The organism is Arcticibacterium sp., assembly GCF_055134445.1.
In genome coordinates this window covers 1-22,120 of the sequence record NZ_JBSRVI010000065.1, presented here as the reverse complement: position 1 = coordinate 22,120, position 22,120 = coordinate 1, and the positions used below count along the sequence as shown (strand labels likewise).

At 37.6% G+C, this 22,120-nt stretch carries 20 protein-coding genes and 1 pseudogene; 4 read left to right on the top strand and 17 right to left on the bottom strand.

Features of this window, described 5'->3' with window-relative positions:
- A partial coding sequence (locus ACTBZY_RS08970) for a M12 family metallo-peptidase (RefSeq protein ID WP_463045993.1) occupies window positions 1–732 on the bottom strand: 732 nt, incomplete at its 3' end.
- A gap of 66 nt (window positions 733–798) precedes the next feature.
- Window positions 799–4,002: a PAS domain S-box protein gene (locus ACTBZY_RS08965; protein WP_463045992.1), complete on the bottom strand. Its 3,204-nt coding sequence runs from the start codon at window positions 4,000–4,002 to the stop codon at window positions 799–801.
- 104 nt (window positions 4,003–4,106) lie between these two features.
- On the opposite strand from ACTBZY_RS08965, the gene rsmA reads away from it, so the two are divergent.
- Window positions 4,107–4,880, top strand: coding sequence for a 16S rRNA (adenine(1518)-N(6)/adenine(1519)-N(6))-dimethyltransferase RsmA (gene rsmA / locus ACTBZY_RS08960; protein ID WP_463045991.1), 774 nt, complete (start codon window positions 4,107–4,109; stop codon window positions 4,878–4,880).
- Here rsmA and ACTBZY_RS08955 read toward each other — a convergent pair.
- Window positions 4,869–5,921, bottom strand: coding sequence for a response regulator (locus ACTBZY_RS08955; RefSeq protein WP_463045990.1), 1,053 nt, complete (start codon window positions 5,919–5,921; stop codon window positions 4,869–4,871). The two genes, rsmA and ACTBZY_RS08955, sit on opposite strands and share 12 nt — an antisense overlap.
- Window positions 5,918–7,111, bottom strand: coding sequence for a PAS domain-containing sensor histidine kinase (locus tag ACTBZY_RS08950; RefSeq protein ID WP_463045989.1), 1,194 nt, complete (start codon window positions 7,109–7,111; stop codon window positions 5,918–5,920). Before ACTBZY_RS08950 ends, ACTBZY_RS08955 begins: the two co-directional genes overlap by 4 nt.
- A gap of 183 nt (window positions 7,112–7,294) precedes the next feature.
- Between ACTBZY_RS08950 and ACTBZY_RS08945 the strand changes: the two genes are divergently transcribed.
- From ACTBZY_RS08945 to ACTBZY_RS08935, 3 genes are all read left to right on the top strand, one after another.
- Entirely contained in the window at window positions 7,295–7,657 is a 363-nt protein-coding gene (locus tag ACTBZY_RS08945; RefSeq protein ID WP_463045988.1) for a hypothetical protein, read from the top strand.
- 36 nt (window positions 7,658–7,693) lie between these two features.
- Window positions 7,694–7,918 carry a DUF2905 domain-containing protein gene (locus tag ACTBZY_RS08940; RefSeq protein WP_463045987.1) on the top strand — a complete coding sequence of 75 codons (225 nt, stop codon included), beginning with the start codon at window positions 7,694–7,696 and terminating at the stop codon, window positions 7,916–7,918.
- Between the two features lie 115 nt (window positions 7,919–8,033).
- A complete protein-coding gene (locus ACTBZY_RS08935) occupies window positions 8,034–8,990 on the top strand; it encodes a sugar phosphate isomerase/epimerase family protein (RefSeq protein WP_463045986.1) in 957 nt (318 codons plus the stop codon).
- Window positions 8,991–9,074: 84 nt separating this feature from the next.
- Here the strand turns inward: ACTBZY_RS08935 and ACTBZY_RS08930 are convergent, their stop codons facing one another.
- The 13 genes and pseudogenes from ACTBZY_RS08930 to ACTBZY_RS08870 form a co-directional block, all read right to left on the bottom strand.
- Window positions 9,075–9,770 (bottom strand): sulfite exporter TauE/SafE family protein, encoded by a 696-nt coding sequence (locus ACTBZY_RS08930; protein ID WP_463045985.1) that lies wholly within the window; start codon window positions 9,768–9,770, stop codon window positions 9,075–9,077.
- 1 nt (window position 9,771) lies between these two features.
- The gene (locus ACTBZY_RS08925) at window positions 9,772–10,203 is read right to left on the bottom strand and encodes a FixH family protein (RefSeq protein ID WP_463045984.1); all 432 of its coding nucleotides are present in this window, start codon (window positions 10,201–10,203) and stop codon (window positions 9,772–9,774) included.
- A gap of 66 nt (window positions 10,204–10,269) precedes the next feature.
- Window positions 10,270–11,703, bottom strand: a complete 1,434-nt coding sequence (gene ccoG / locus ACTBZY_RS08920) for a cytochrome c oxidase accessory protein CcoG (protein WP_463045983.1) — start codon at window positions 11,701–11,703, stop codon at window positions 10,270–10,272.
- An 11-nt stretch (window positions 11,704–11,714) separates the two neighbouring features.
- Window positions 11,715–12,542 (bottom strand): cbb3-type cytochrome c oxidase N-terminal domain-containing protein, encoded by an 828-nt coding sequence (locus tag ACTBZY_RS08915; protein ID WP_463045982.1) that lies wholly within the window; start codon window positions 12,540–12,542, stop codon window positions 11,715–11,717.
- 191 nt (window positions 12,543–12,733) lie between these two features.
- Window positions 12,734–14,878, bottom strand: a complete 2,145-nt coding sequence (gene ccoN, locus ACTBZY_RS08910) for a cytochrome-c oxidase, cbb3-type subunit I (protein WP_463045981.1) — start codon at window positions 14,876–14,878, stop codon at window positions 12,734–12,736.
- 72 nt (window positions 14,879–14,950) lie between these two features.
- Complete coding sequence (locus tag ACTBZY_RS08905) at window positions 14,951–15,370, bottom strand: hypothetical protein (RefSeq protein ID WP_463045980.1); 420 nt, start codon at window positions 15,368–15,370, stop codon at window positions 14,951–14,953.
- Between the two features lie 205 nt (window positions 15,371–15,575).
- Entirely contained in the window at window positions 15,576–15,713 is a 138-nt protein-coding gene (ccoS, locus tag ACTBZY_RS08900) for a cbb3-type cytochrome oxidase assembly protein CcoS (protein WP_463045979.1), read from the bottom strand.
- 3 nt (window positions 15,714–15,716) lie between these two features.
- A complete protein-coding gene (locus tag ACTBZY_RS08895; protein WP_463045978.1) occupies window positions 15,717–18,134 on the bottom strand; it encodes a heavy metal translocating P-type ATPase in 2,418 nt (805 codons plus the stop codon).
- A 60-nt stretch (window positions 18,135–18,194) separates the two neighbouring features.
- Window positions 18,195–19,349 (bottom strand): L,D-transpeptidase family protein, encoded by a 1,155-nt coding sequence (locus tag ACTBZY_RS08890; protein WP_463045977.1) that lies wholly within the window; start codon window positions 19,347–19,349, stop codon window positions 18,195–18,197.
- 102 nt (window positions 19,350–19,451) lie between these two features.
- Complete coding sequence (locus tag ACTBZY_RS08885; protein ID WP_463045976.1) at window positions 19,452–20,972, bottom strand: hypothetical protein; 1,521 nt, start codon at window positions 20,970–20,972, stop codon at window positions 19,452–19,454.
- Between the two features lie 8 nt (window positions 20,973–20,980).
- Window positions 20,981–21,475, bottom strand: a complete 495-nt coding sequence (locus tag ACTBZY_RS08880) for a metallophosphoesterase family protein (RefSeq protein ID WP_463045975.1) — start codon at window positions 21,473–21,475, stop codon at window positions 20,981–20,983.
- Between the two features lie 5 nt (window positions 21,476–21,480).
- Window positions 21,481–21,993, bottom strand: a complete 513-nt coding sequence (locus ACTBZY_RS08875; protein ID WP_463045974.1) for an NADH-quinone oxidoreductase subunit C — start codon at window positions 21,991–21,993, stop codon at window positions 21,481–21,483.
- Window positions 21,994–22,101, bottom strand: a pseudogene (locus tag ACTBZY_RS08870) (aspartate carbamoyltransferase catalytic subunit); the annotation flags it as partial.
- Window positions 22,102–22,120: the final 19 nt, after the last annotated feature.

Sequence of the window (22,120 nt, the reverse complement as noted above, 5' to 3'; positions counted from 1 at the left end):
AACCGAAGCCGTCTGAAGTCTATCGAAAGGGTCGGCGGGTGTGTCGCATATTTCATCGCCTGTGGTGGCACAGTTTCCGTTTATACCTCGAACCACCAATTCCCTTTTTGAAATGGTTTCGTGATTGCTGTTTTGAAAAGTATGCAAAAGTCCAAAATAATGCCCAAACTCATGTAGAAAGGTCTTTTCTCTGAGTATTTTAAAGTCCTCCGGATTGTTATTGGCGTAGCTGAAAAAAAGTTTATTGCTGCTGGCATTATAGCTTGGCTGACTGCTATAGCCATTTAGCAGAACGCCATCTTTGTCTTTTATAGACTTGACAAAATAAATATTGATAGCATCTAAGGCGTCATATTCTTTTCTTAGAGCGGCTTCATTGGTGGTGCTGAAATTTTGATATTTGGCGTTATTAACATTCTTGACGGCCCCAGTTCTTAAATAAAAAGACAGGCCTATTTTAGAAAAATATAAATTGGCTTGCTCTATTAATTGACTGACATCATCGTTGTTAAAGTTTGCAAAGCTAGTGTCAGGGTGAACGATTACGGCGTTTATAGCTAAGGCATAGCTAGAACGCCTAAGATTTTTCATAGGTGCGTTTAAAGAGGCTGAAAATGCACTTTCTTCAAGAGCAGTTAACGCTTCAGTACCACAGTTAATTTGGGCCTTTGCGGATGTTATAAGACCTAAATAAAGGCAGACCAAATAGGTCAGCCATTTAGTAGAATTCATTTTAAAGATTCACTTTTCTTCACTGACTAAGTAACATAAAATTACTTACAATGCTTTAAATATGACTTATAGCTTATGGAATTCTTTTTTGACTTTGTTAAATTCTATCATTAAAATTTTGAAATTAGCTTCAAAATTATCAAGATTTCCTGTCTTCGCAGGAACTTCAATGGCTTTTACTATCTCATGAATTTTCATTAATCCAATGGTGCCAGAGTTGCCTTTTAAGGTGTGAAGCTCCTGCTGGATGGCTTTAACATCTTTATCCAGATAGGCTTGATGAGTTTTTTCTAGCTGCTCTTCGGCCTCTTTCTCAAAATCTTTAAATACCGAGATTATCATTTCTTGGCCTACCATTTCTTTGAGCCCATTGATGACACTCATGTCAAATGAGGGATTATCTTGCAGATGAAGTCCTTTTTTCTTAGATGTTTTACGTTTAGAGGGCTTTGTGCCTTTGATCATTTCCTCCACTGTTTTAACAAGGATAGCTGCTCTAATGGGTTTGGATACGTATCCGTCAAAACCGCTGCTGAGGAATTTCTCTTTATCATCCTGCATAGAATAAGCGGTCATGGCCACTACCTTTGGCAAGGTTTTTTCGAAACGCTCTCTCAGGATTTTTGTGGTTTCAATGCCGTCCATCTCTGGCATCTGGATGTCCATAAGGATGAGATTGAAATTTTGGCTTTTTTCAAATAATTCTATAGCAGCTTTACCTGATTCGGCCTCTGCTATTTCACATCCTGATCTGGTAAGTATCTCACGAGCCACTTTCCTGTTGATGTCATTATCGTCTACCAACAAAATTTTGGGTTGGATATCTTTGAAGTATCCTGTGAGTTTAATTTCACCAGTTATTGAGGTATCGTTGCCGGAAGGTTTTTTTGCTTTTTCTAGATTACAAGTAAACCAAAAGTTACTACCACTGCCTATTTCAGAGCAAACGCCCATATCCCCTTTCATTCTTTGGCTCAACTCTCTTGATATCACCAATCCAAGCCCCGTTCCTCCAAATGATTTGCTGGTAGAATTATCCAATTGTTGGAAAGCATTGAAAAGCTTATTTTGATCTTCTTTAGAAATACCAATTCCTTGGTCAATAACCTCAAACTTAATTTCTGCGTTATTGCCTTCTTCCGAAATTAAGCTTACTTCAATGTTAATTTCTCCATTTTCAGTAAATTTTATGGCATTAGAAGTAAGGTTGGATAGAATCTGAAGTATTCTTGTTTGGTCTGCTTTGAAGTATTTAGGAAGGTGGCTAGAAAGTTTATATTTAATGGAGTTCCCTTTTTCAAATGCCTTCTGACTGAAAAGAGCAATAAGGGTCTTTAGTATTTCTTCCAGTTCAACATCTGCTAAATGAAGGTCCATTTTGCCTGCCTCTATTTTAGAGAGGTCTAGTATATCGTTTAGAATAGTAAGCAGCGTTTGAGAAGACTTTTTGATGGTATTGACGTAGTCTTTCTGTTCTACTTCCAGAGGTGTTTCATTTAAAACGTCTATCATTCCAATGATTCCGTTCATTGGCGTTCTGATTTCATGGCTCATATTGGCCAAAAATCTTTCTTTAACGGCTAAGGAATGTTCCGCTTCTACTTTTGCTACTTGGAGTTCGTCGGCATAGTTTTTTAGTTCTGTTATATCTCTAGCAATTCCTTCTACGGCAAAGGGGAAACCCTTTTTATCTTTAATCATCCTAATATTCAGCATGAATTGCCTAATGGCTCCATCCTTTCTTTTAACGGTAACATCGAAGTTGGTAATGCTGCCATTTTTAAGTAAAGTTTTGATATTCTGTGAGCTAGCTTCTGCATTTTCAAAGAATTTATCCACTTTATTTCCAGTGACTTCTTCTACCGAATATCCAGTATGGGTGAATACGGATGGTGATATCATGGTCACATTACCAGCCAAATCTGTACGGTAATAGATGTCAATAAATGACTCAATGATGTTTCTGAATTTTTCTTCGCTTTTTTGAATAGAGATGATCGCTTTTTTCTTTTCCGTGACATTTCTGGCAATTCCAGAGACCTCGGTCGTTTTACCACTTTCGGTAGACATAATAGGGTTGAGGTGGAATTCATACCAATCCTCTCCTCCGTCAATATCACCCCAATGCATTTCAAAGTATTGAGGCTTTCCTTCAAATGCCAAATTGTACATCTCTCTCAAAAATGGCCTATCGTTAGGGGCAATTAATTTCCAGCCTACCTTTTCTATGCTAATGTCTAATTGGGGAGGAGTACCTAACTGCTCTTTAATAAGTTTAGCGTAGTTTTTATTGAAAGAGCTAAGGTGTCGTTTGCTGTCTACCGTCCATATTTGGTGCGAACTACTATCAAAAACGGCGTTTAACCGAGACGTCTGAGTAAAGAGATCTTCTTGAGACTTTTTCCTTACAAGAGCCAAAGCCACCTGACCAGAAACGAACTCTAAAAGTTCTAAGTTTCTACTACTAAATTTGGTCGCATCAGAATAGGATTTAATACCAATTACTCCGGTGGTTTTTCCGTTGACCTTTAGAGGAACAATAACCTGTACTTCAGGGACTTCCTTTCCGTAAAGGAATATTTTTTCGGATTTGACAAGTTCTTCGAATTCGTCTTTATAGTATAATAAGGGTTTGTTTTGAACCAAGGCATATTCTACGATTCCATTTCCTAGTTTTCGTCTGTCTTCTACTGGCGTTTGGTATTGTTCGTCAACACGATATGGGAAATAAATGGAGCTATCTTCGGGTTCATAAATGGCTACAAAGAAGTTATTGGCATAAATTTTCTTTTGAAGCTCTTCATGCACCATTTTCAAGAACTCCTTTAGATCTTGTGTTTTTAAGTTGGCTTGGGCAATAGAATAGTATAAGTCTTGGGCTCTTTCGGCTCGTCTTCGCTGTGTAATGTCCCTAAAAAGACATCTGTAGTTTACTACCTCGCTTTCGTCAAATCGACATGTTATTTCGCCTTCCAAATAAACACGTTTGAGGTCTTTGTTTCGGGTAATCATTTGGAAGTTAGAAACAGGCTGCCCTTGTTTTACATGGTTTAACCTGCTCTTGACATCTTTTAAAGAATCTGGATGAATGATGTCTAAAAAAGACATACTGATCACCTCTTCCGACGCAAAGCCAAAGGCTTCTCTAAAAGCTTTATTGACAAAAAGGAATTTTAAATCTGGCGATAGCATCATCACTACTTCAGAGGTGTTGTCTATAAGGTCTTGAAGTGGGTCGAATTCTGCAAATGCTGTTTTTTTTCTTGGCATGGAAGCGATGAACTATAAATATTTTAGGGATATCCTCTCAGGTAATAAACAGCTAAAACTAAGAATTAATACCTATTTTTGGGGTCAAATATGAGTATTTTTTAATGGCGAAAGTAAGGGCAAAAAAACATCTGGGTCAGCATTTCTTAAATAATGAGGACATTGCTAAAAATATTGTTGATCTTATTATGCCTAGAGATAAGTATAAGAAGCTATTGGAAATTGGCCCAGGAATGGGTGTTCTAACAAAATACCTTTTAGAAAGAGAAGATGTGGAAACTCACGTGGTGGAGCTAGATGGGGAGTCCGTAGTGTATCTTAACGAGCATTTTCCAGATTTAAAAGGCCGTGTGTATAATGAGGATGTACTAAATATGTGGCTCACCAAAGAGCTTTCATTGGTAGAAGGTGAAAAGCTGGGTATCATAGGAAACTTTCCATATAATATTTCTTCACAGATATTTTTCAAGGTTTTACAAGACAAAGACATTGTGGATGAGGTGGTTTGTATGCTTCAAAAGGAAGTGGCAGAGCGAATAGCCTCAAAACCTGGGAGTAAAAAGTACGGTATTTTAAGCGTGCTTTTACAAGCCTATTACGATATAGATTACCATATAGATGTGCCTCCAATTTCTTTCGATCCACCTCCAAAAGTAGACTCTGGGGTGATAAGGTTGGTAAGGAATGAAAACGCTACACTTGACTGCGACGAAAAGCTTTTCTTTACAGTGGTGAAGACTGGTTTTAATCAACGCCGTAAAATGTTAAGTAATGCTTTAAAACCTATGGGAATAGATTTTGAGCATCCAAATCTTAACAAAAGGGCTGAGCAGTTGACTTATCAGGAGTTTGTGGAGCTTACTAATCTAATTTCTTAAAGCTTTAAGCTTATCCATTTCCAGAATCTTGATTTTACCCGATACTATTTCTATTAGTTTTTCCTCTTTAAAATCTGACAGGGTTCTGATGGCGGTTTCTAAAGAAGTACCAGCAACGTTTGAGATGTCGTCTCGGCTAATTTTTATGCCTTCCTTAGCCATGCTTCCATTTGCTGGTTCAAAGAACTTTATCAACGCTTCGGATACTCTTTTCCTGACAGAGTTGTAGGCTAGTTTGAGGAGTTGTTCCTCATTCTCTTTTATCTCTTTTGAAAGTATGCCAATAAACTTCTGTGAGACTTGTCTGTTTTTATGCAACAAATCGTTGAAGTCTGATTTAGGGATGAGGCATATTTCACAGTCTTCAATAGGAGCAGCAGACTCGGAATAAGATTCGTCTGTCATGAGGTTTACATGGCCAAAGTAGTCTCCTTCACCATAAAGACCTACTATCAATTCTTTGCCGTCTTCATTCGTTTTATAGGTCTTTACTCGGCCTTTTTCTATATAGAAAAGATACAGCGGGTATGCTCCCTCTCTATAAATTTCAGTTTTTTTACGGTAGTTTCTTCTTTCTCTATTTTGATTTAGTATTCGCAAGTCTTCATCACCGCCTACATCTTTTATGAGCTCTTCCAAACCTTCCATTTGCTTGTATTTTTTATTGACAAGCTCCTGTTTTTTTAGTCTGCTTTCTATGGCATTTAATAATTCTAACTCTTCAAAGGGTTTTGTGATGTAATCATCAGCACCCATTTCCATTCCTCTCCTATAATCCCCACGGTCTGCTTTTGCCGTTAAAAAGATAAATGGAATGCTTTCTGTTTTTGGGTTTTTAGAAAGCAAGTGTAACACTCCGTAACCATCCAAAACGGGCATCATAATATCACAGATTATTAGATCGGGAATTTCTGACAAGGCTTTTTCTACACCTATTTTTCCATTTTCTGCGGTAAAGACTTGGAAGCCATCTAATTCTAAAATCTCAGAGGTATTTTCTCTTATTTCTAGGTTATCTTCTATCAATAGTATCTTTTTCATGCTTGAAGTGTTTTAGGGATGGTTAAAATAAACTCGCTACCCTCATGGAGTTTGCTTATGCATTTTACGTGACCGTTTAGTAGTTCTGCGTATTGGTTTACAATGGATAAGCCTAGGCCAGTGCCTTGAATCTGACCCGCATTTTCGGATCTGAAGAATCGCGTGAATAGGTGCTCTAAGTCAGATTCTGGAATGCCAATTCCTTCATCTTTAATGTTCATTTCCACCTCGTTTTCTAAAAGTTTAATCCTTAAGAAAATACTCGTTTCCATATCTGAGAATTTGATGGCATTGGAAAGTAGGTTACTAAGAATATGTGTTAATAATTTAGGGTCTTGGTTTATGAGGATTTCGTTTTCTATCTCTAAAATAATTTTTTGGCCAGGTTTGGTTATAAGGTTTAACTCCGTAACAAGATCCTCTAAAAGCTCATTTAGGTTGAATAAATGGGGGTTTGAAACTATTTTTCCTTCATCAATTTTGTTGACGGATAGAATGTCGTTTAAAATGTCTGTGAGATTTGAAATCGATTTTTTGATTCTAGCCAAATGTTTCGATTGCTTTTCTGTATCTTCTAATTCAATGTATTTTTCTACCAAGGTTAACGAAGAAAGTACAGTGGCTAAAGGTGTTCGGAATTCGTGAGATGCGGTAGAAATAAACCTTGACTTAAGCTGATTCAGTTCTCGTTCTTTTTGCAGAGATTCGTCTAGTTTCTTTTTAGTATTCTCAAGCTTCTCTATAGCCTCTTGTAAGATAAGGGTTCGGTCTTCTACTTCTTTTTCAAGTTTCAGTTGATATCCCTTGGCTTGTGTTTCCACTCTTTTACGTTCGGTAATGTCAATGATGAAAGCAATAACCATCTGCTCACCATCTAGTTGACAGGGGCTTAAACTCACTTCCACCGGAAATTCCTCTCCATCCTTTTTTTCGGCGTATAAATCTAAATCCGCACCCATTGCCCTTGGGTTAGGTTTTTTGTGATAGCTTTTGACATGACCGACATGGGCATTACGAAACCGCTCTGGTATGAGCGTATCTATTCTTTTTCCTACGAGATCTTCGTTTTCGTAGCCAAAAAGTTTTACGCATGCAGGATTTATCCTTACTAGCTCACCTCTTTGATTGGTGAGAAGAATGGCCTCATTGGCATAAAGGAAGACAGCATCGAACTGATGAGAGCTAAGCATATAGATATTACAAATTAAGAAAGTGCAATTAGGAATCTTCTAAGGCTCTAAAGTATGACTTTTATCATAAAAGGTCATGACATAAAATACTGTTCAATCCGATTTGGTCCAATGATTATGCTCATATTTCCCTAGCCAAGAACTTTACAATTTTGTGTTATAAAATCGGAACCTATGAAAATCATGGAAAAGTTAGACGTTAGATCAGAAATGAGTATTCTAGAAATAGAAACAAAATTTAGTAGGCTGTTTCCTTTTCTAAGCATTGAGTTTTTCAGGAAAGGGGAAAGTATAGAAGGTAGCCTCAGAAGGAAAACCCTTCAGGAGTTTGCTAGAAAAAAAGAACAGGAGAGTTTTGTGATTGAACCACAGATGACCGTTCATGAAATGGAGGAAATGTTTTGGAACAAAATGGGGCTTCAAGTAGCTGTGTTTAGAAAGGTAGGTAAGTCTATTTTGGAAACAAGTTTTACTTCTGGGTGGACTTTAGAACATCAAAATACAAAAGGCTCAGAGTTACAATCCGCTTTTACTTCTGGGCATTAGACTGCTTAGTTTTGTTTTGAAATGTTGATATTAACTATGAATCAAAACTTAGGAAAATATATTATTCTTGTGGGTGCTGTCATTGTTATGGCAGGTATTCTGATTTATTTCTTCTGGGATAAACTAGCATGGCTTGGTAAACTACCTGGAGATATTTCCTATCAGAAAGGTAACACTAAAATCTTCTTTCCAGTGGTAACTATGATTTTGGTTAGCGTTCTGTTAAACCTTCTTCTTTATCTTATTCGTCGCTTTTTCTAGCACAATTTTAGCTTATCAATTGTTTTAGTCGATCCAAAAGAGATTTTGACATATTTAGGCAATTGCTTTGATGTTTCATTTTGTAATTTAAGGATCTCATTACCTAAAATAACCAATGGAACGTCGTCAATTTTTGAAATCTTCCGCTGCTTTCGCTGCGGCTTCAGCTCTTCCTTCTACCTCTCTTTTTGCTCAGCAAGCCGCGGAAAGAAAGTTTAAGTTGGCGTTAAACCCCGGTATTATTGGTGTTAAATCTAATTTGAGTCAAACCTTAGATTATGCCATTAAGTATGGTTATGAGGCCATCAGTCCTTTTACGGAGGAGGTTATGAAATCATATTCTAGTGACCAACTTAATGAGCATACGGCTAAAATGAAGGAGCATCATATCTCTTATGACAGCACAAATGTTCCTGTAGAATTCAGAAAGGATAAAACCACTTTTAATAATGGTTTTAAAGATTTAGAAAAATTTTGCCAAACTATGGCAAAGCAAGAAGCCACTAGGATAAATACTTGGATAATATCATCTCATGAGGAGCTGACATACAATGAAAACATGAAAGAGCATGCCTATCGATTAGGTGAATGTGCCAGAGTAATGAAGGATTATGGTATTAGATTCGGCTTAGAATACCTAGGAACAAGAGAATCTTTGATTGCCAGAAGGTATCCTTTCATAGCCAGTATGAAAGAGGGGAAGGAGCTTATTGGTGAAATAGGAGAAAGTAATGTGGGTTTTGTTTTGGATAGTTTTCATTGGTATACGGCCAATGATACCCTAGAAGACATTAAAAGCCTTAAACCTGAAGATATCATTACATGCGATATTAATGATGTTAGATCGGGATTTGAAAGGAAAGAACAACGCGACGGTAAAAGAGAATTGCCAATGGCAACAGGTATAATAAATATCAAGGCATTTTTGGAAGGCGTTATTGCTATAGGGTATGATGGACCTGTAAGAACAGAGCCTTTCAATCAAGTGCTCAATGATATGGAAAATGATGACGCTCTTCAAACCAATATGACAGCCATCAAAAAAGCTTTGGGTACTGTGGGATTATCGTAAACGCTTTTAGAATTGAAAAGGAAGCCAACGATGAAATGTGTCAGCCTTGGCTTTTTTAAATTAAAGGGGTATTTGAAAGATATTTTATGGGACAAAACAGTTAACAATGGCCTTTACGCCTTCTCCATGAAAATCTGGGTTTTGCGTGGTGATGCCTCTGAAAATTAACCAGAAAGCTAGTAAAGCATAAGTGACAGGTATAATATTTTTAATGCTGCTACCGAATCGTTTTTTTATCCAGCCACTTCCTAAAGAAATAGACAACATCATAGGGAGTGTTCCCAGACCAAATATTGCCATAAATGCAGCTCCAGTAAAGGGGTTGAGTTGAATGAAAGCTCCTGCTAATGCAGCATATACTAGCCCGCATGGTAAAAGCCCGTTAATCACCCCAAAAATAAACTGACCAGTGAAGTAGTTGGCCTCAAAACTCTTACGGAAACCTGACTTTAACTTTGAGGTAAATCTGCTAAGGCTGTTGTAAAAGAACTGATTGTGAATAAAGTTTCCAGAAATAAATAGACCTGTAATAATAATAAGTCCAAGCCAAACGGAAAGCACGCCTTTGGAAATAAAAAAATTGGTGTTTTGACCAATAAAACCGATGACTAAGCCGAGTATCGAATATGTGAATATTCTACCAATATTGTAGAGACTTCTGCCAGTAAAAAAGGTGGGGTATTTCTTTTTATCATTAGGCAATAAGAAGGTTAGCGGTCCGCACATACCTGCACAGTGCACACTGCCAAAAAATCCCATGATAAAGGCAGACCAAAGCATCTTAAAGAGTTACTTTTTCTTCTAAATAATACTGTTTTTTATCTTTAGACCAACTTAGTTTTAAAACCCACAAACCTTTATCCAGATCGGTAGTAGGTACATTTAACGTATTGGTGAGGCTTAGTTTAAAAGGTATAGAAAGATCCATATTTGCGTTTGAAGGTCTGTAAAGTGTTACCTCTCCAGAAGACGCCTTACACTCTTCTGGGAAAGTGATGGCTAGCCCCGTTTCTGTATAGGCAATAATAACCTCCGAACTTAGGTCCGCGGCGTTTTGACTATGATCTATCTTGTCTTGGTATGCTAGTTCTTGTTTGTAGTAATCTGGACTGACCAGAAAGATGTCTTTTTGCTGTACACACATATACACCAAGCCAACCATGAATACTACGAAACTGCTATACAATAATGCAATACCTTTTCCCCAACTCATATTCTTAATTTTTTGTAGATTGATAAACTCTTACTCGATAATTCTAACTTCCCTGAAAGCTAAAAGCTACTTCGCCACCGGCCCAAAAAACGTGGTCTCAATAGTCTCGATATTTTCTTCTGCGTCATAAAGCTCTATCACTACCTCTGTTTTAGTACTGGTTACTTTCTCTTTTTCCAGTTCTATGAAGAATACCACTTCTCTCTTTTCGCCGGAAGGCAATTTTATACTACTTTCTGCACCCACTACTCTTAGTTCACCTGCGGGCTCTACCAGTTTCATTTGAACATTTATTTCATCCTGAGATTTGTTGACCATCTGGGCATTATAAAGGTTTGTAACCGTACCCTTTTCCGTAATTTGATAGAGCTGCCCAGGCACTCTCATAACCGTAGTCTCTATTTCAGACCTACCAATAATCAGCATGGCTTCAACACCAATAAGGAGCGTTAAAACAATGGAGTACGCAATTGACCTTTTTGAGAATTTATAAGGAACTCCTTTTTCTACAGACTCTACGGAGGCGTATCTTATCAATCCTTTCGGCTTGTTTACCTTCTCCATAACATCGTCACAGGCATCTATACAAGCGGTGCAGTTGACACACTCTAACTGAATTCCATTTCTGATGTCAATTCCCGTGGGACAAACTTGAATGCAAAGTTTACAATCTACACAGTCGCCTTGGGCACTAGTTTCTTCTTTTGTAGCGTCCTTTTTTATTTTCCCTCTTGGTTCGCCTCTTAGGTAATCGTAGATCACGGTCATGGTATCTCTGTTTACCAATACACCTTGTAGCCTACCATATGGACAAATAGCTATACAAACCTGCTCTCTTAATTTAGTAAATACGAAATAGAAGATGCCTGTAAATACAACCAAACCTATAAAGCCAGAAAGGTTTTCGGAAGGTGAATGCGTGATAAGCTCTTTCACGTTTTCTATGCCAATAATATAAGCCATAGTGATATGAGCTATAACTATGGAAAATGCAATGAAGATGATATGCTTAAGTGTTTTACGCCAAATTTTGTTGAAATTCCATGGACCTTCATCAAACTTCTTCTGAGTTCTGCCATCTCCTTCTAACCAGTTTTCTATGGGTCTAAAAATCATTTCCATAAAAACGGTTTGAGGGCAAAGCCACCCACACCAAATTCTACCAAAGGCCACGGTAAAAAGAGCGATAAATAGCACAAAAATTATCATACCCAATCCAAACAAGACAAAGTCTTGTGGAAGGAAGTACTGTCCGAAAATGACGAACTTTCTATCGAAAATGTTCATCATTAAAAGTGGTTGTCCACCGATTTTGATAAAAGGACCGCTAATGAAGATGACCAAGAAAACAATGGTAGCCCAGAGTCTTTTATTTAAGAAAGGTCCCTTGGCTTTTTTAGGATAAAGCCAGATTCTTTTGCCGTCTTTATCTACAGTGGCAAGGTTGTCTCTGTATTCGTCATCTTCATATAATTCGTCAAAAACAATATCGGTAGGCATCGCTTTATAATTTAAAGTGCAGTTGTAGTTTCTGGTTCAACTGCAGTTTTTGATTCTACAACGGCTTCTTCAGGTGTATATAAGTCTCCTTGAGCCGCTTTTGGGTTCTCTGGGTTTGTACCTTGAAGGGTTAATATAAAACTACTTACCTGCTGAATGTCTAGCGGTTTAAGTGTCGCTTCCCAAGATATCATTCCTTTTTCAGGAACACCATGTTTTATGGTTTGGAAAATGCTGCTCACGGAGCCGCCGTGCAACCAATATTGGTCTGTTAAGTTTGGACCTACACCACCTTCACCTAGATTTCCGTGGCATACGGCACAGCTTCCGTCGTAGATGGTTTTACCTCTTGCCACTTGGGCTTCGTCGGTAATTAGCTCCACAGCGTTTTCGTCTATCGTAGATTCTGGATTGTTTTCTTGTGCCAATGCTTTTTTCTCAGCAGCTTCATTCATGGCTATTTCATACTCCTCTGTTTGAAGCGGACTCCATTTCCATACGTGATAGTTAAGCATATAGACTATAGCGAAGACAACGCTACCATAAAACATTCCTAGCCACCATGGCGGTAGGTGGTTATCTAGTTCTTTGATACCATCATAGTCATGATCCATCATAAGATCTGATTCCATTTCCATGGGTACTTCTCCCTTAATTTTCTTCCAGAATTTATCTAAGGAAAATGGCTTTGTTTCTATGCCCATTTTCTTGTTTAAAATGGCCTTGGCTGTTAAGTGCACATTTATAACGATACCTAAGAGTATTACGGCAAATATGATGAGAACAAGTAATAGGATAAATTGAAATAATTGTTCTCCTGATTGTATGTGAAAATTCATTGACTTGTTGTTTTAAGCGTGAGAATCATCCCCTTCGTTATCTCCGAGAGGAAGATTTTCCATGTGAGCAATGTATTTTTTGTCAGACTTGAAAACGAATATTCCAAGGAGTACAAAGAATATGAAAAATATGCTTAGCGATATAATAGGGTAAATACTTACTCCTTCTATATCAGATAGGTAGTTCTTTATCATCGGTTTACTTTTATATCGGTTCCTAATCTTTGTAAGTAGGCTATTAGAGCTACTATTTCTTTATTCTCGCTGACCTCAATTCCGCCTTCGGACAAATTCTTAGAAATAGTTTCTCCTTGTGCTAGCATAGTACTGGCTGCATTCTCAATCTCTTTGTCTGAGTAAGGCACACCCAGTGTTTGCATGGCAGAAAGCTTATTGTCAATAAGTTCAGTGTCAATGTCATTGTCAAATAACCATGGGTATGCGGGCATAATAGACCCCGGAGACATGCTACTTGGGTCTAACATATGGTTGTAGTGCCAACTGTTAGGGTATTTACCTCCTTCACGCTGTAGATCAGGCCCTGTTCTTTTAGAACCCCATAAGTGAGGGTGATCGTATACCATTTCACCAGCTTTGGTGTATTCACCGTATCGCTCTGTTTCATCTCTAAACGGACGAATCATCTGAGAGTGGCAGTTATTACAACCTTCCCTAATGTAAATATCTCTACCTTCTAATTCTAATGGCGTATAAGGTTTTACCGAAGCGATAGTTGGTACGTTTGAGTCCACTATCCAAGTAGGCACAAACTCAATTACTCCGCCGATAAGTACTGCCACAAAAGATAAGACCGTAAATAATACAGGCTTTCTTTCTAAAACTGAATGCCAGTGTCCACCAGAGATTTTTACATTCTTTATAAGAGCTGGAGCCTCAGCGTATTCTTCTTTTTGGAAAGTACCAGTGCCTGCAGTTTTTATTAAGTTGTAAACCATGATACAGGTTCCTATCAGGTACATGGTACCGCCAATAGAACGCATCACATACATCGGGATAATTTGCGTCACTGTTTCTAAGAAGTTTGGATAAGCTAGAAAGCCATCGGAGTCAAACTCTTTCCACATTAAACTTTGTGTAAAGCCTGCCCAATATAATGGTAGAGCGTAAAAAAGAATACCTAATGTAGCTATCCAGAAGTGAGCATTAGCAAGTTTAATAGAATAGATTTTAGTTTTCCACATTTTTGGAACTAAGTAATATAACATTCCAAAAATCATGAAGCCGTTCCAGCCAAGGGCACCAACATGCACGTGAGCTACGGTCCAGTCTGTATAGTGAGATATGGCATTTACGTTTTTCAAGGAAAGCATTGGGCCTTCAAAAGTGGCCATACCATATGCCGTTACCGCAACCACGAAGAACTTCAAAACTGGATCTTCTCTAACTCTGTCCCAAGCTCCACGCAAGGTTAAAAGTCCGTTTAGCATTCCACCCCAAGATGGAGCTAAAAGCATAATAGAGAAAGCAACACCCAAGCTTTGTGCCCAATCAGGCAAAGCAGTATATAATAAATGGTGAGGTCCAGCCCAGATATAAATGAATATTAAAGACCAGAAGTGGATAATAGACAGTTTATAAGAAAAAACTGGCCTGTTAGCAGCTTTAGGTAAGAAGTAGTACATCAAGCCGAGAATAGGCGTAGTTAAAAAGAACGCTACAGCATTATGGCCATACCACCACTGCACAAGGGCATCCTGAACACCAGCGAATAAAGAGTAACTTTTCGTTAAACTCACTGGAATAGCCAAGGAATTAACGATATGTAAGAGAGCAATGGTAACCGCTGTAGCTAGATAAAACCAGATCGCTACATACATATGACGCTCCCTTCTTTTAAATAAAGTTCCTATTAGGTTGGCAGAGAAAATAACCCAAACTACCGCAATGGCGATATCAATAGGCCATTCTAACTCAGCATATTCTTTTGATGAGTTCATGCCTAAAGGCAATGTGATGGCTGCGGAAAGAATGATAAGTTGCCATCCCCAGAAGTGGATCCAGCTAAGTACTTTGCTAAACATGGCGGCTTTGGTAAGACGCTGAAGCGAATAATAAATACCTGCAAACATACCATTTCCTACAAAAGCAAAAATGACGGCATTGGTATGCAAGGGTCTCATTCTACCAAAAGAAGTGTAGGGTAGATTAAAGTTGGCAGCCGGATAAAATAGCTGAATGGAAGCGGTTAATCCCGCCAGCATCCCCACAATTCCGAAAACTACCGTGGCTATCATAAAGGCCTTGACGATCTTATTGTCGTAGTAAAATCCTTCTAGAGATTCGCCAGCATTGGCTGTGGTAACATTCAAATTCATAAACAGTGTTTTGTGTTTAATTATCGGATGTAAAACTAGAGCCAGATGCTTTTGGGAAACATGATGGGTTGCTTATGCATTTATGACATTGCTCATGTTTTTAACTGTGAGGTATTCAAAACTCGCAACGAAAGACATTAAGAGTAATTTGAATTCTTTGTAATTGGGTCTGAAATCACCCATTTCTAGTTTAAAGTATCGCTGGTCTTTGAACGTTTCTTTATCTAGTTTGGCGTGTTCTGTTTGGTCGTGATGGATAGCGTTTAGCTCTTCAATTAATCGCGTGGTGAGTGTTTTGAAGTGGGTAGAGTCCTGTGCAAGCTCTGCCACTTTCAAACTTTTTGTACTGTCGCCAATCGTTTCTTTTTTTAATTTATTTATTGTTTTAATAAAGAAATTGACCTCTTCTTGAACCCGTAATAGTTCGCCTTTATAGGCACTTAATTCTTCTGAGGTGCTAATTGTTCTATTGTTGTCGTTTACGGTTCGCATGATATTTCTGTTTAAGTAGATCTAATGTCGTACTAAGCAAAAGAAGTAATCATGAGGTTTATAAGGCTCGCTTATGAGTATCGTCAGGTTTGGAAACCTTCGGTTAAGGTATGCTTTCGTATCGTTTTTTTTGGATTTGGATTATTTTAGAAAAAGAACGGTCAGTTGTAGGTTTGTATTCCGTTTGCAGAAAGGAAGTGTGTGGTCAATCGTCACCCAGTATTCGCATGGCGGGTGTTTCTGTGTCGTCAAACTGCCCATCATCGGTTGCCCAGAAAAATGCTAAAAGGAAGCCTCCGGCTACTAATAAGGCTAAAATAACAAGCAAGATAATAACAGACATAGTTTAAATAAGTTTAAGTTTTTTGGCGGTAATATGTGTTAAGAGTATGGAAAACAATACCACAGAAATAGAACTTAATGGCATAAATATGGCCGCTAAAATAGGAGATAGTTTACCCGTAACTGCCCAACTGATACAGATGAAATTATATATCAAAGATAGTAAAAAGCTGATTTTGACAATGTTTACTGCATTTTTACTAAATGATAAAAATTGGGGTAGTAAGGTAAATTGCTGTGCATCTAAAATGGCATCTGAGGCTGGAGTAAATGCTTGCGTGTTTTCAGAAATAGCTATGCCTACATTGCTTTGACCCAATGCACCCGCATCATTAAGCCCATCGCCTATCATCATAACATTTTTGTTTTCTTTTTGGCGTTCCGCAATGAAATCTAACTTCTCTTGTGGCTTTAGCCCAAAATGTAGGTGCTCCTCAGAGAAAAAAGTTTTTAAATCTGTTCGGTCTTTACTGTTATCTCCAGATAAAAGTTGCATTTTATATCCTTTGTTGATTTGGATCAAAACGTCTCCTAGACCTAACCTATAGCTAGGTTTGATGAGAAAATATCCTTTCAGTTTGTTATCTATTTTCAAATAGACAGAAGCGTTTGGTGCCCTTTGAAATTCTGCAAGATATAGGAAATCTGCATGACCTAGTTTTATTTCATGGCTGCCAATGTTAGCTTCTAAACCGGCTCCTTTATGCTCAAAAAAGTAATCGGTCTTTAAGGTTTTAGACGTGGATAAATCTGAAAAAATTATTTTACTGATAGGATGCAAGGAAAGGCTTGTAATACTTTTTAACAGTATTTTTTCTTCCTCACTTAGTTGCTCACCAGAATAGCTTATTTCGGATGAACTATTCTTGGTAAGTGTGCCCGTTTTGTCAAAAACCAATTCGTTTATTTCAGACATTCGCTGTATTACTTCTGGGTTTTTGACATAGAATTTATTCCTACCAAAAATATTCATGACTGCTCCCATAGTGAATGGCATGGAAAGCGTAAGAGCACAAGGGCAGGCCACCATAAGCACAGCTGTAAGAGCGGGCCATACCAAAGTAGGATCGTGAAACTGCCAGTAAAGGCCAGTAACAGTTGCTATAGCTAGTGTAATATAAGTGAAATACTTACTAAAGGCAGCCGAAAATCGGGTGTCTACTTTGTTTTTTTCTTTTTGAAGCGATGCATTATTCCAAAGCTGCGTCAGGTAGCTTTGAGATACTTCCTTTTGAATTTTTAAGCTTATGTTATCTCCTTTTTGTCTTCCCCCGGCATAAATAAGTTCGCCTTCGTTTATCCTTACAGGCTCGCTTTCTCCTGTTACGAAACTATAATCAATAAAAGCTTTTCCGCTTAAGAGTGTAGCATCTGCCGGTACAAGCTCTTCATGATGAATGAGCATAGTTTCTCCCTTTTGAAGACTTTCTACACTCTTGTAGCTGGTAGATTTTCCTGTGATAACCTGGATGGCTAGTGGGAAATATGATTTGTAGTTTCTTTCGAAAGATAGGAATTCAAATGTTTTGGTTTGTGTCCATTTTCCTATCAAAAGAAAGAAAACGAGTCCGGCCAAACTATCCCAATAGGCACCTCCGTGGTTAAAGAAAGTTTCATAAAGACTTCTGAAAAACAAAGCTGAAATTCCTAAAGAAATAGGAATGTCCACACTTAGGACGTCAGTGTTTTTAAGAATAAGCTCTTTAATGGAAATAAAGGCACCTTTAAGATAATCTGCTGCTCCATAAAAAAAAACTGGAAGAGCCAGCAGCACATTAAGGTATAGGAAAAAAGACTGGTACTGTGAATCTACGGCGTTATCTAAGTCTAGGTTAAAGTATTCCGGAAAACTGAGCAGCATAATGTTTCCAGCACAAAAGCCAGTAACAGCTATCTGTTTAAGGAGTCTATTCGATTTTTTGGAAACCTGTTTGCTCGTGTTATTTAAAGAAATGAGAGGTTCGTAGCCAAGCGTGGCCAGTAATTCCACTATTTCTTTTAGTGAAGTTATATCTGGTTTGTAGGATAATTCTAGTTCTTTTTTTGTGAAGTTTAGTTTAGAACTGATGACACCGTTTTTGGCTTTATATAAGTTTTCTAAAAGCCAAACGCAAGAGCTGCAATGTACGTCTGGAAGGTATAAGCTAAGCTTGTTAAGGGTTTTGGATTTGAAATCAAGTAGTTGGTCTACAATCTCTTCAATACCCAAGTACTCAAACTGTCCTTGGAAGTTTTTACTTTTCAGGCTTACACCAGAATGTTGATTGAGGTCGTAGTAGGTACAAAGGTTTTTGTCAGATAGGATTTCATACACTGTTTTACAGCCAATGCAGCAGAAGTTCTTGTCGTCAAAGTAAACTCCAGCCTCCTGGCAATCCTCTCCGCAGTGGTGACATATAACTTGTTCTAAAACCTCCGTCATACTATTTAATTATATCCTTACAAATATGGCTATGCTAATATTGGGGATTTCTGCAATTGATCAATTAGAAATATGACTTTGGTCATACTTGTTAAGTTTATAGTAGTCCTTTACGGATTTCCATTCTCCGTTGTGGTCTATATAATTTGTGAAATACATGATGAAAACTGGGGTGTTTTGTTTCAGTTCAACGAGTTGTGGTTTTTGATTCAAGAGGCATTGTGCTAATAAATTTTCGTCGATGGTTTCTTTCGGCTGTAGTAATTTTGCGAGCTCAAGTGGTCTTTCTAATCTAATACAACCGTGACTGTAAAAGCGACTCTCCTTATTAAAAAGTCCAAGACTAGAAGCCGTATGTGGTACATCATGCATGTATACACTATAAGGGTTTTTGATATTTATTTTTAATAAACCTAGTGCGTTGTCACAACCTGTTCCTTGACGGAATTTATAATTGAAGTTTTTAGAATTTAGGGTGTCCCAACGAATTTTTGCAGGATTTATAATCTGATATTTTTCGTTTAGAACCTCAAAATTATTTCGATCCAAATAAGTTATATCCTCTTTTACTTTAGGTAAGATTTCGTTTACCGCAATGTTTCTTGTGGCGGTCCAATAGGGGTAAACCACGAGGGCGTCTGCTTCCGTAGCTATAATAGGGGTTTTGTTTTTAGAAGTGCCCACTATGACATTCATGGTGAGCCAAGGCTGGTTATTTTTATAGAAAATAAGCTCATTAGAGGCTACATTAATGAATATAAATGAGGAATGTTCAAATCTATTGACCCATCTGAAAAAGTTTTGGAATTCGGCTAATTTGTAATAATCTGGATGAAATTTGTATTGTAGGCTAGCGGTGTATTCTGAAAAATCTGGGTCTAAATGGCTCATTAAAGGGCTAAGGGAAGAGTTTCTTGAAGCTACTTTTAACCATTGGTTTACATTGGTACTGTCTAATCTTTGTGTTAAGGCATTATAAGAAAGGAGTTTAGGTTGATGGCCAAAGTAAGATTTAAGAGCGAGTTCTCTCAAGTTGTCTTTCTGATTGAATTCAATATTTCTATCAAGGGCGAGTTGTGATAATTCATCTTGCCCGAGGGCCATGAAATGGACAATAAAGAATAGGAAAAGAAGATGCTTCATATAAAGCAAATAAAATCTAGCTTGAGCTAGATTATTATATGGGTCAACATATTCCTTTATGATAATGCTCATAAAGAGAACTCTTTATAGTCTCGCCCTTTGCGTTTATTGAATTTCAACCATTAAAAGCCCCTCGTAATTATGTCGAACTCACATTGGTTTTAGGTAACCTCACTATTGGTAAGTAAGCTTACTTAGATAGAAAACTTGTTTAGAGTAGACGGCACTATTTTGTTTCAATGTTTGAATTCCATAAGCCAAAAAAGCTTGGCCATACCAGGCAGAAAGCTCACTTTGCGAGGTTTCAAGCACTTTTTTGTCCTCACTTTTTAGCACTAATGGCAGTTCTTCTATGGTTTGTGCATTTTTATCTAAAATGGAAGTTTTGATTATTCCTTCATCGGGATAGGCTAAAATATATTTATCTCCAACTACTGAAAACTGAACTTTGTGGTCTAGCGTTCTACTTTCCAAATCCTTAAGGCTTATACTATTATCCCAAAGCAATTTACCATTCTTGTCAAAATTCAGAATGAGTGCATGCGTATATCTGAAGTTATTGTAAGTGTAATAATTGTTATCTCCCCATCTATAATTTCTGCCGAGGGAATTTAAATTAGAAACATAGTTTTTATACTCGGGATAAAAAACTTCTGCCATGATGGTCATACCATCTGGGTTTTCTGTAGGGTCTTGGATAATGAGTCTTTGTCTTAATTTAAAATCTTTCCCTTTTAAGTTCTTCTTTCTTATTTTTGAGGCTACCCTGTTTTGTCTTTTTTCAGGCATATAACTTAAGAAATTTTCCAAATCCACAAAGTCATAATATTTGGTTTCTTCATTTTTACTTAGGGAATGCGTATAAAAACCAACCGAATAATCGGAACAGTTGTCGGCATAATTTCCGGCTAAAACATAATCCCCGTTAGGGATTTGGATCAATCGGCCGTTTAAGGGTAGTTTGTTCTTTTCGCCCAGTATTTTCTCACCAATTATTTTGCCGTCGTAGTCATATACTTTTAGGAAAAGCTTACAGTTCTTGGAGTTTTTCAATAAAACATAAACCAACCCTTCGTCTGAGTTTACCTCTATATTGTTGATTTTTACGTTGTTGGAGTGTATTTCTGGTAAGACTTTGGAGGTGTTGGCAAAGAGATTTACCATTTCTACTACGGGTCTGTCATTATACCTTCCTCCAATCAATGCCTTACTTTTTAATACGGAAAAAAGATCAATATCCATTCGTGTCAACAGGCTGGTTTCAGAAACTACATAGTCACCTGTAATTATGTCTAGTCTTAAGATGAAAATACCCTGTTTTTCCTCTTCTCTAAAAAGGCAGTATAAGAAGTCTTTACTTTCGTAATACTTAACCAGCTTGTAGAGAAATCCCGGTTGATAGGTATTAGACCACACGTGATTAAGCGTGGTGTCGTATTTTATGAAATTGATTTGAATATCTCGTCCAAAATTATTGGCTTTGCTATCTAAAAGTATAACGCCTTTCTCTTTGAAAGAGATAACATTAAATTCATCATTCTGGGAGCTATTAAGTTCAATGTCCACCCTCTTTTCCGTGACCAATTGTGCCGAGGTATTAAATGCCAATGATAGGAGAGAAAGCCCTAAGAAAATTTGATGTAGAAATCCCTTTTGTGTTAAAAATGCCCGTTTTTGTGTTCTTTTCAATGCCATCTATAGCTTTATCTTTTTCCTAGGTTTATCACTTCTAAATTAGTGATTTTTTTATTCCCTACTGTCATTTTAAGGGCATATCGTTCTTTGTGAAACCCTTGTTTCCCTGCGGCTCCTGGGTTTATAAAAACTATCCCGTTATCCCTATCTTTTATGATGGCTTTTTGATGAGAGTGCCCACATATCAGAACATCTATGGCTTCGGTCTTTAGGATTTCTTTAGTGGCCTTATTATAGGTCGGGGGTTTTCCTGCGATATGTCTTAATAAAAAACGAAGTCCTTCCAATTCTATTACTTCATTTTCTTTTAATTTCCACGTTAATTCTTTGGTGTCAATGTTACCAAATACGGCAATCACGGGTTTAATGGCCTCTAGTGCGAAAAGCACTTCTTCTGTTCCTATATCTCCCAAGTGCCAGATTTGGTCGCAGTCTGAAAAGTGATTTGAAATTTCTGGGTCTAAATAACCGTGTGTGTCAGAAATAAGACCAATGAGCGACATAATAACTAGTATTTAACTTTTATGCCGTGGTATTCTTCCATTTCTTGGTAATCTTTTCTTAACGGATAACCAACCCAATCGGCAGGCAATAGTATTCTTCTTAAGTCTGGGTGCTCTAAGAAGTTAATACCAAGAAGGTCAAAAGCCTCACGTTCGTGCCAGTCGGCCGTTTTCCAAACTCCTGTAAGGGTTGGTACACTTGGCAGTGTTTCGTTTTCTTCTGGATTTCTATTGATAATCAATTTAATAATAAATGATTTTTCAAATGGAATAGAAGTTAGGTGATACCAAAGTTCCATGGAGTTTGCTTCAGGGCCATTGTCAATAGCGGTAATGCAATTTAAAAAATCGAAGTAAAATCGTGGGTCTGTATGTAAGAACGCACAGATTTTAGGAAGATTATCTTTGTCAATAATGACATAGGGTTGAATGGCTGTGGCATTGGTATCCAGAATAGCCTCCGAACCAAAATTGGTGCTTATAGCTGTGGCAATATTTTCAAACGATGAAAAATCCATTTAGTTTTTTTGGGCTAAAAGGTACAAAACCGCCATTCTAACTGCCACACCGTTTTCCACCTGATTAAGTATAATGGAATGTTCAGAATCCGCAGCATCTGAGCTCAATTAGATCGGAAGAGCACAC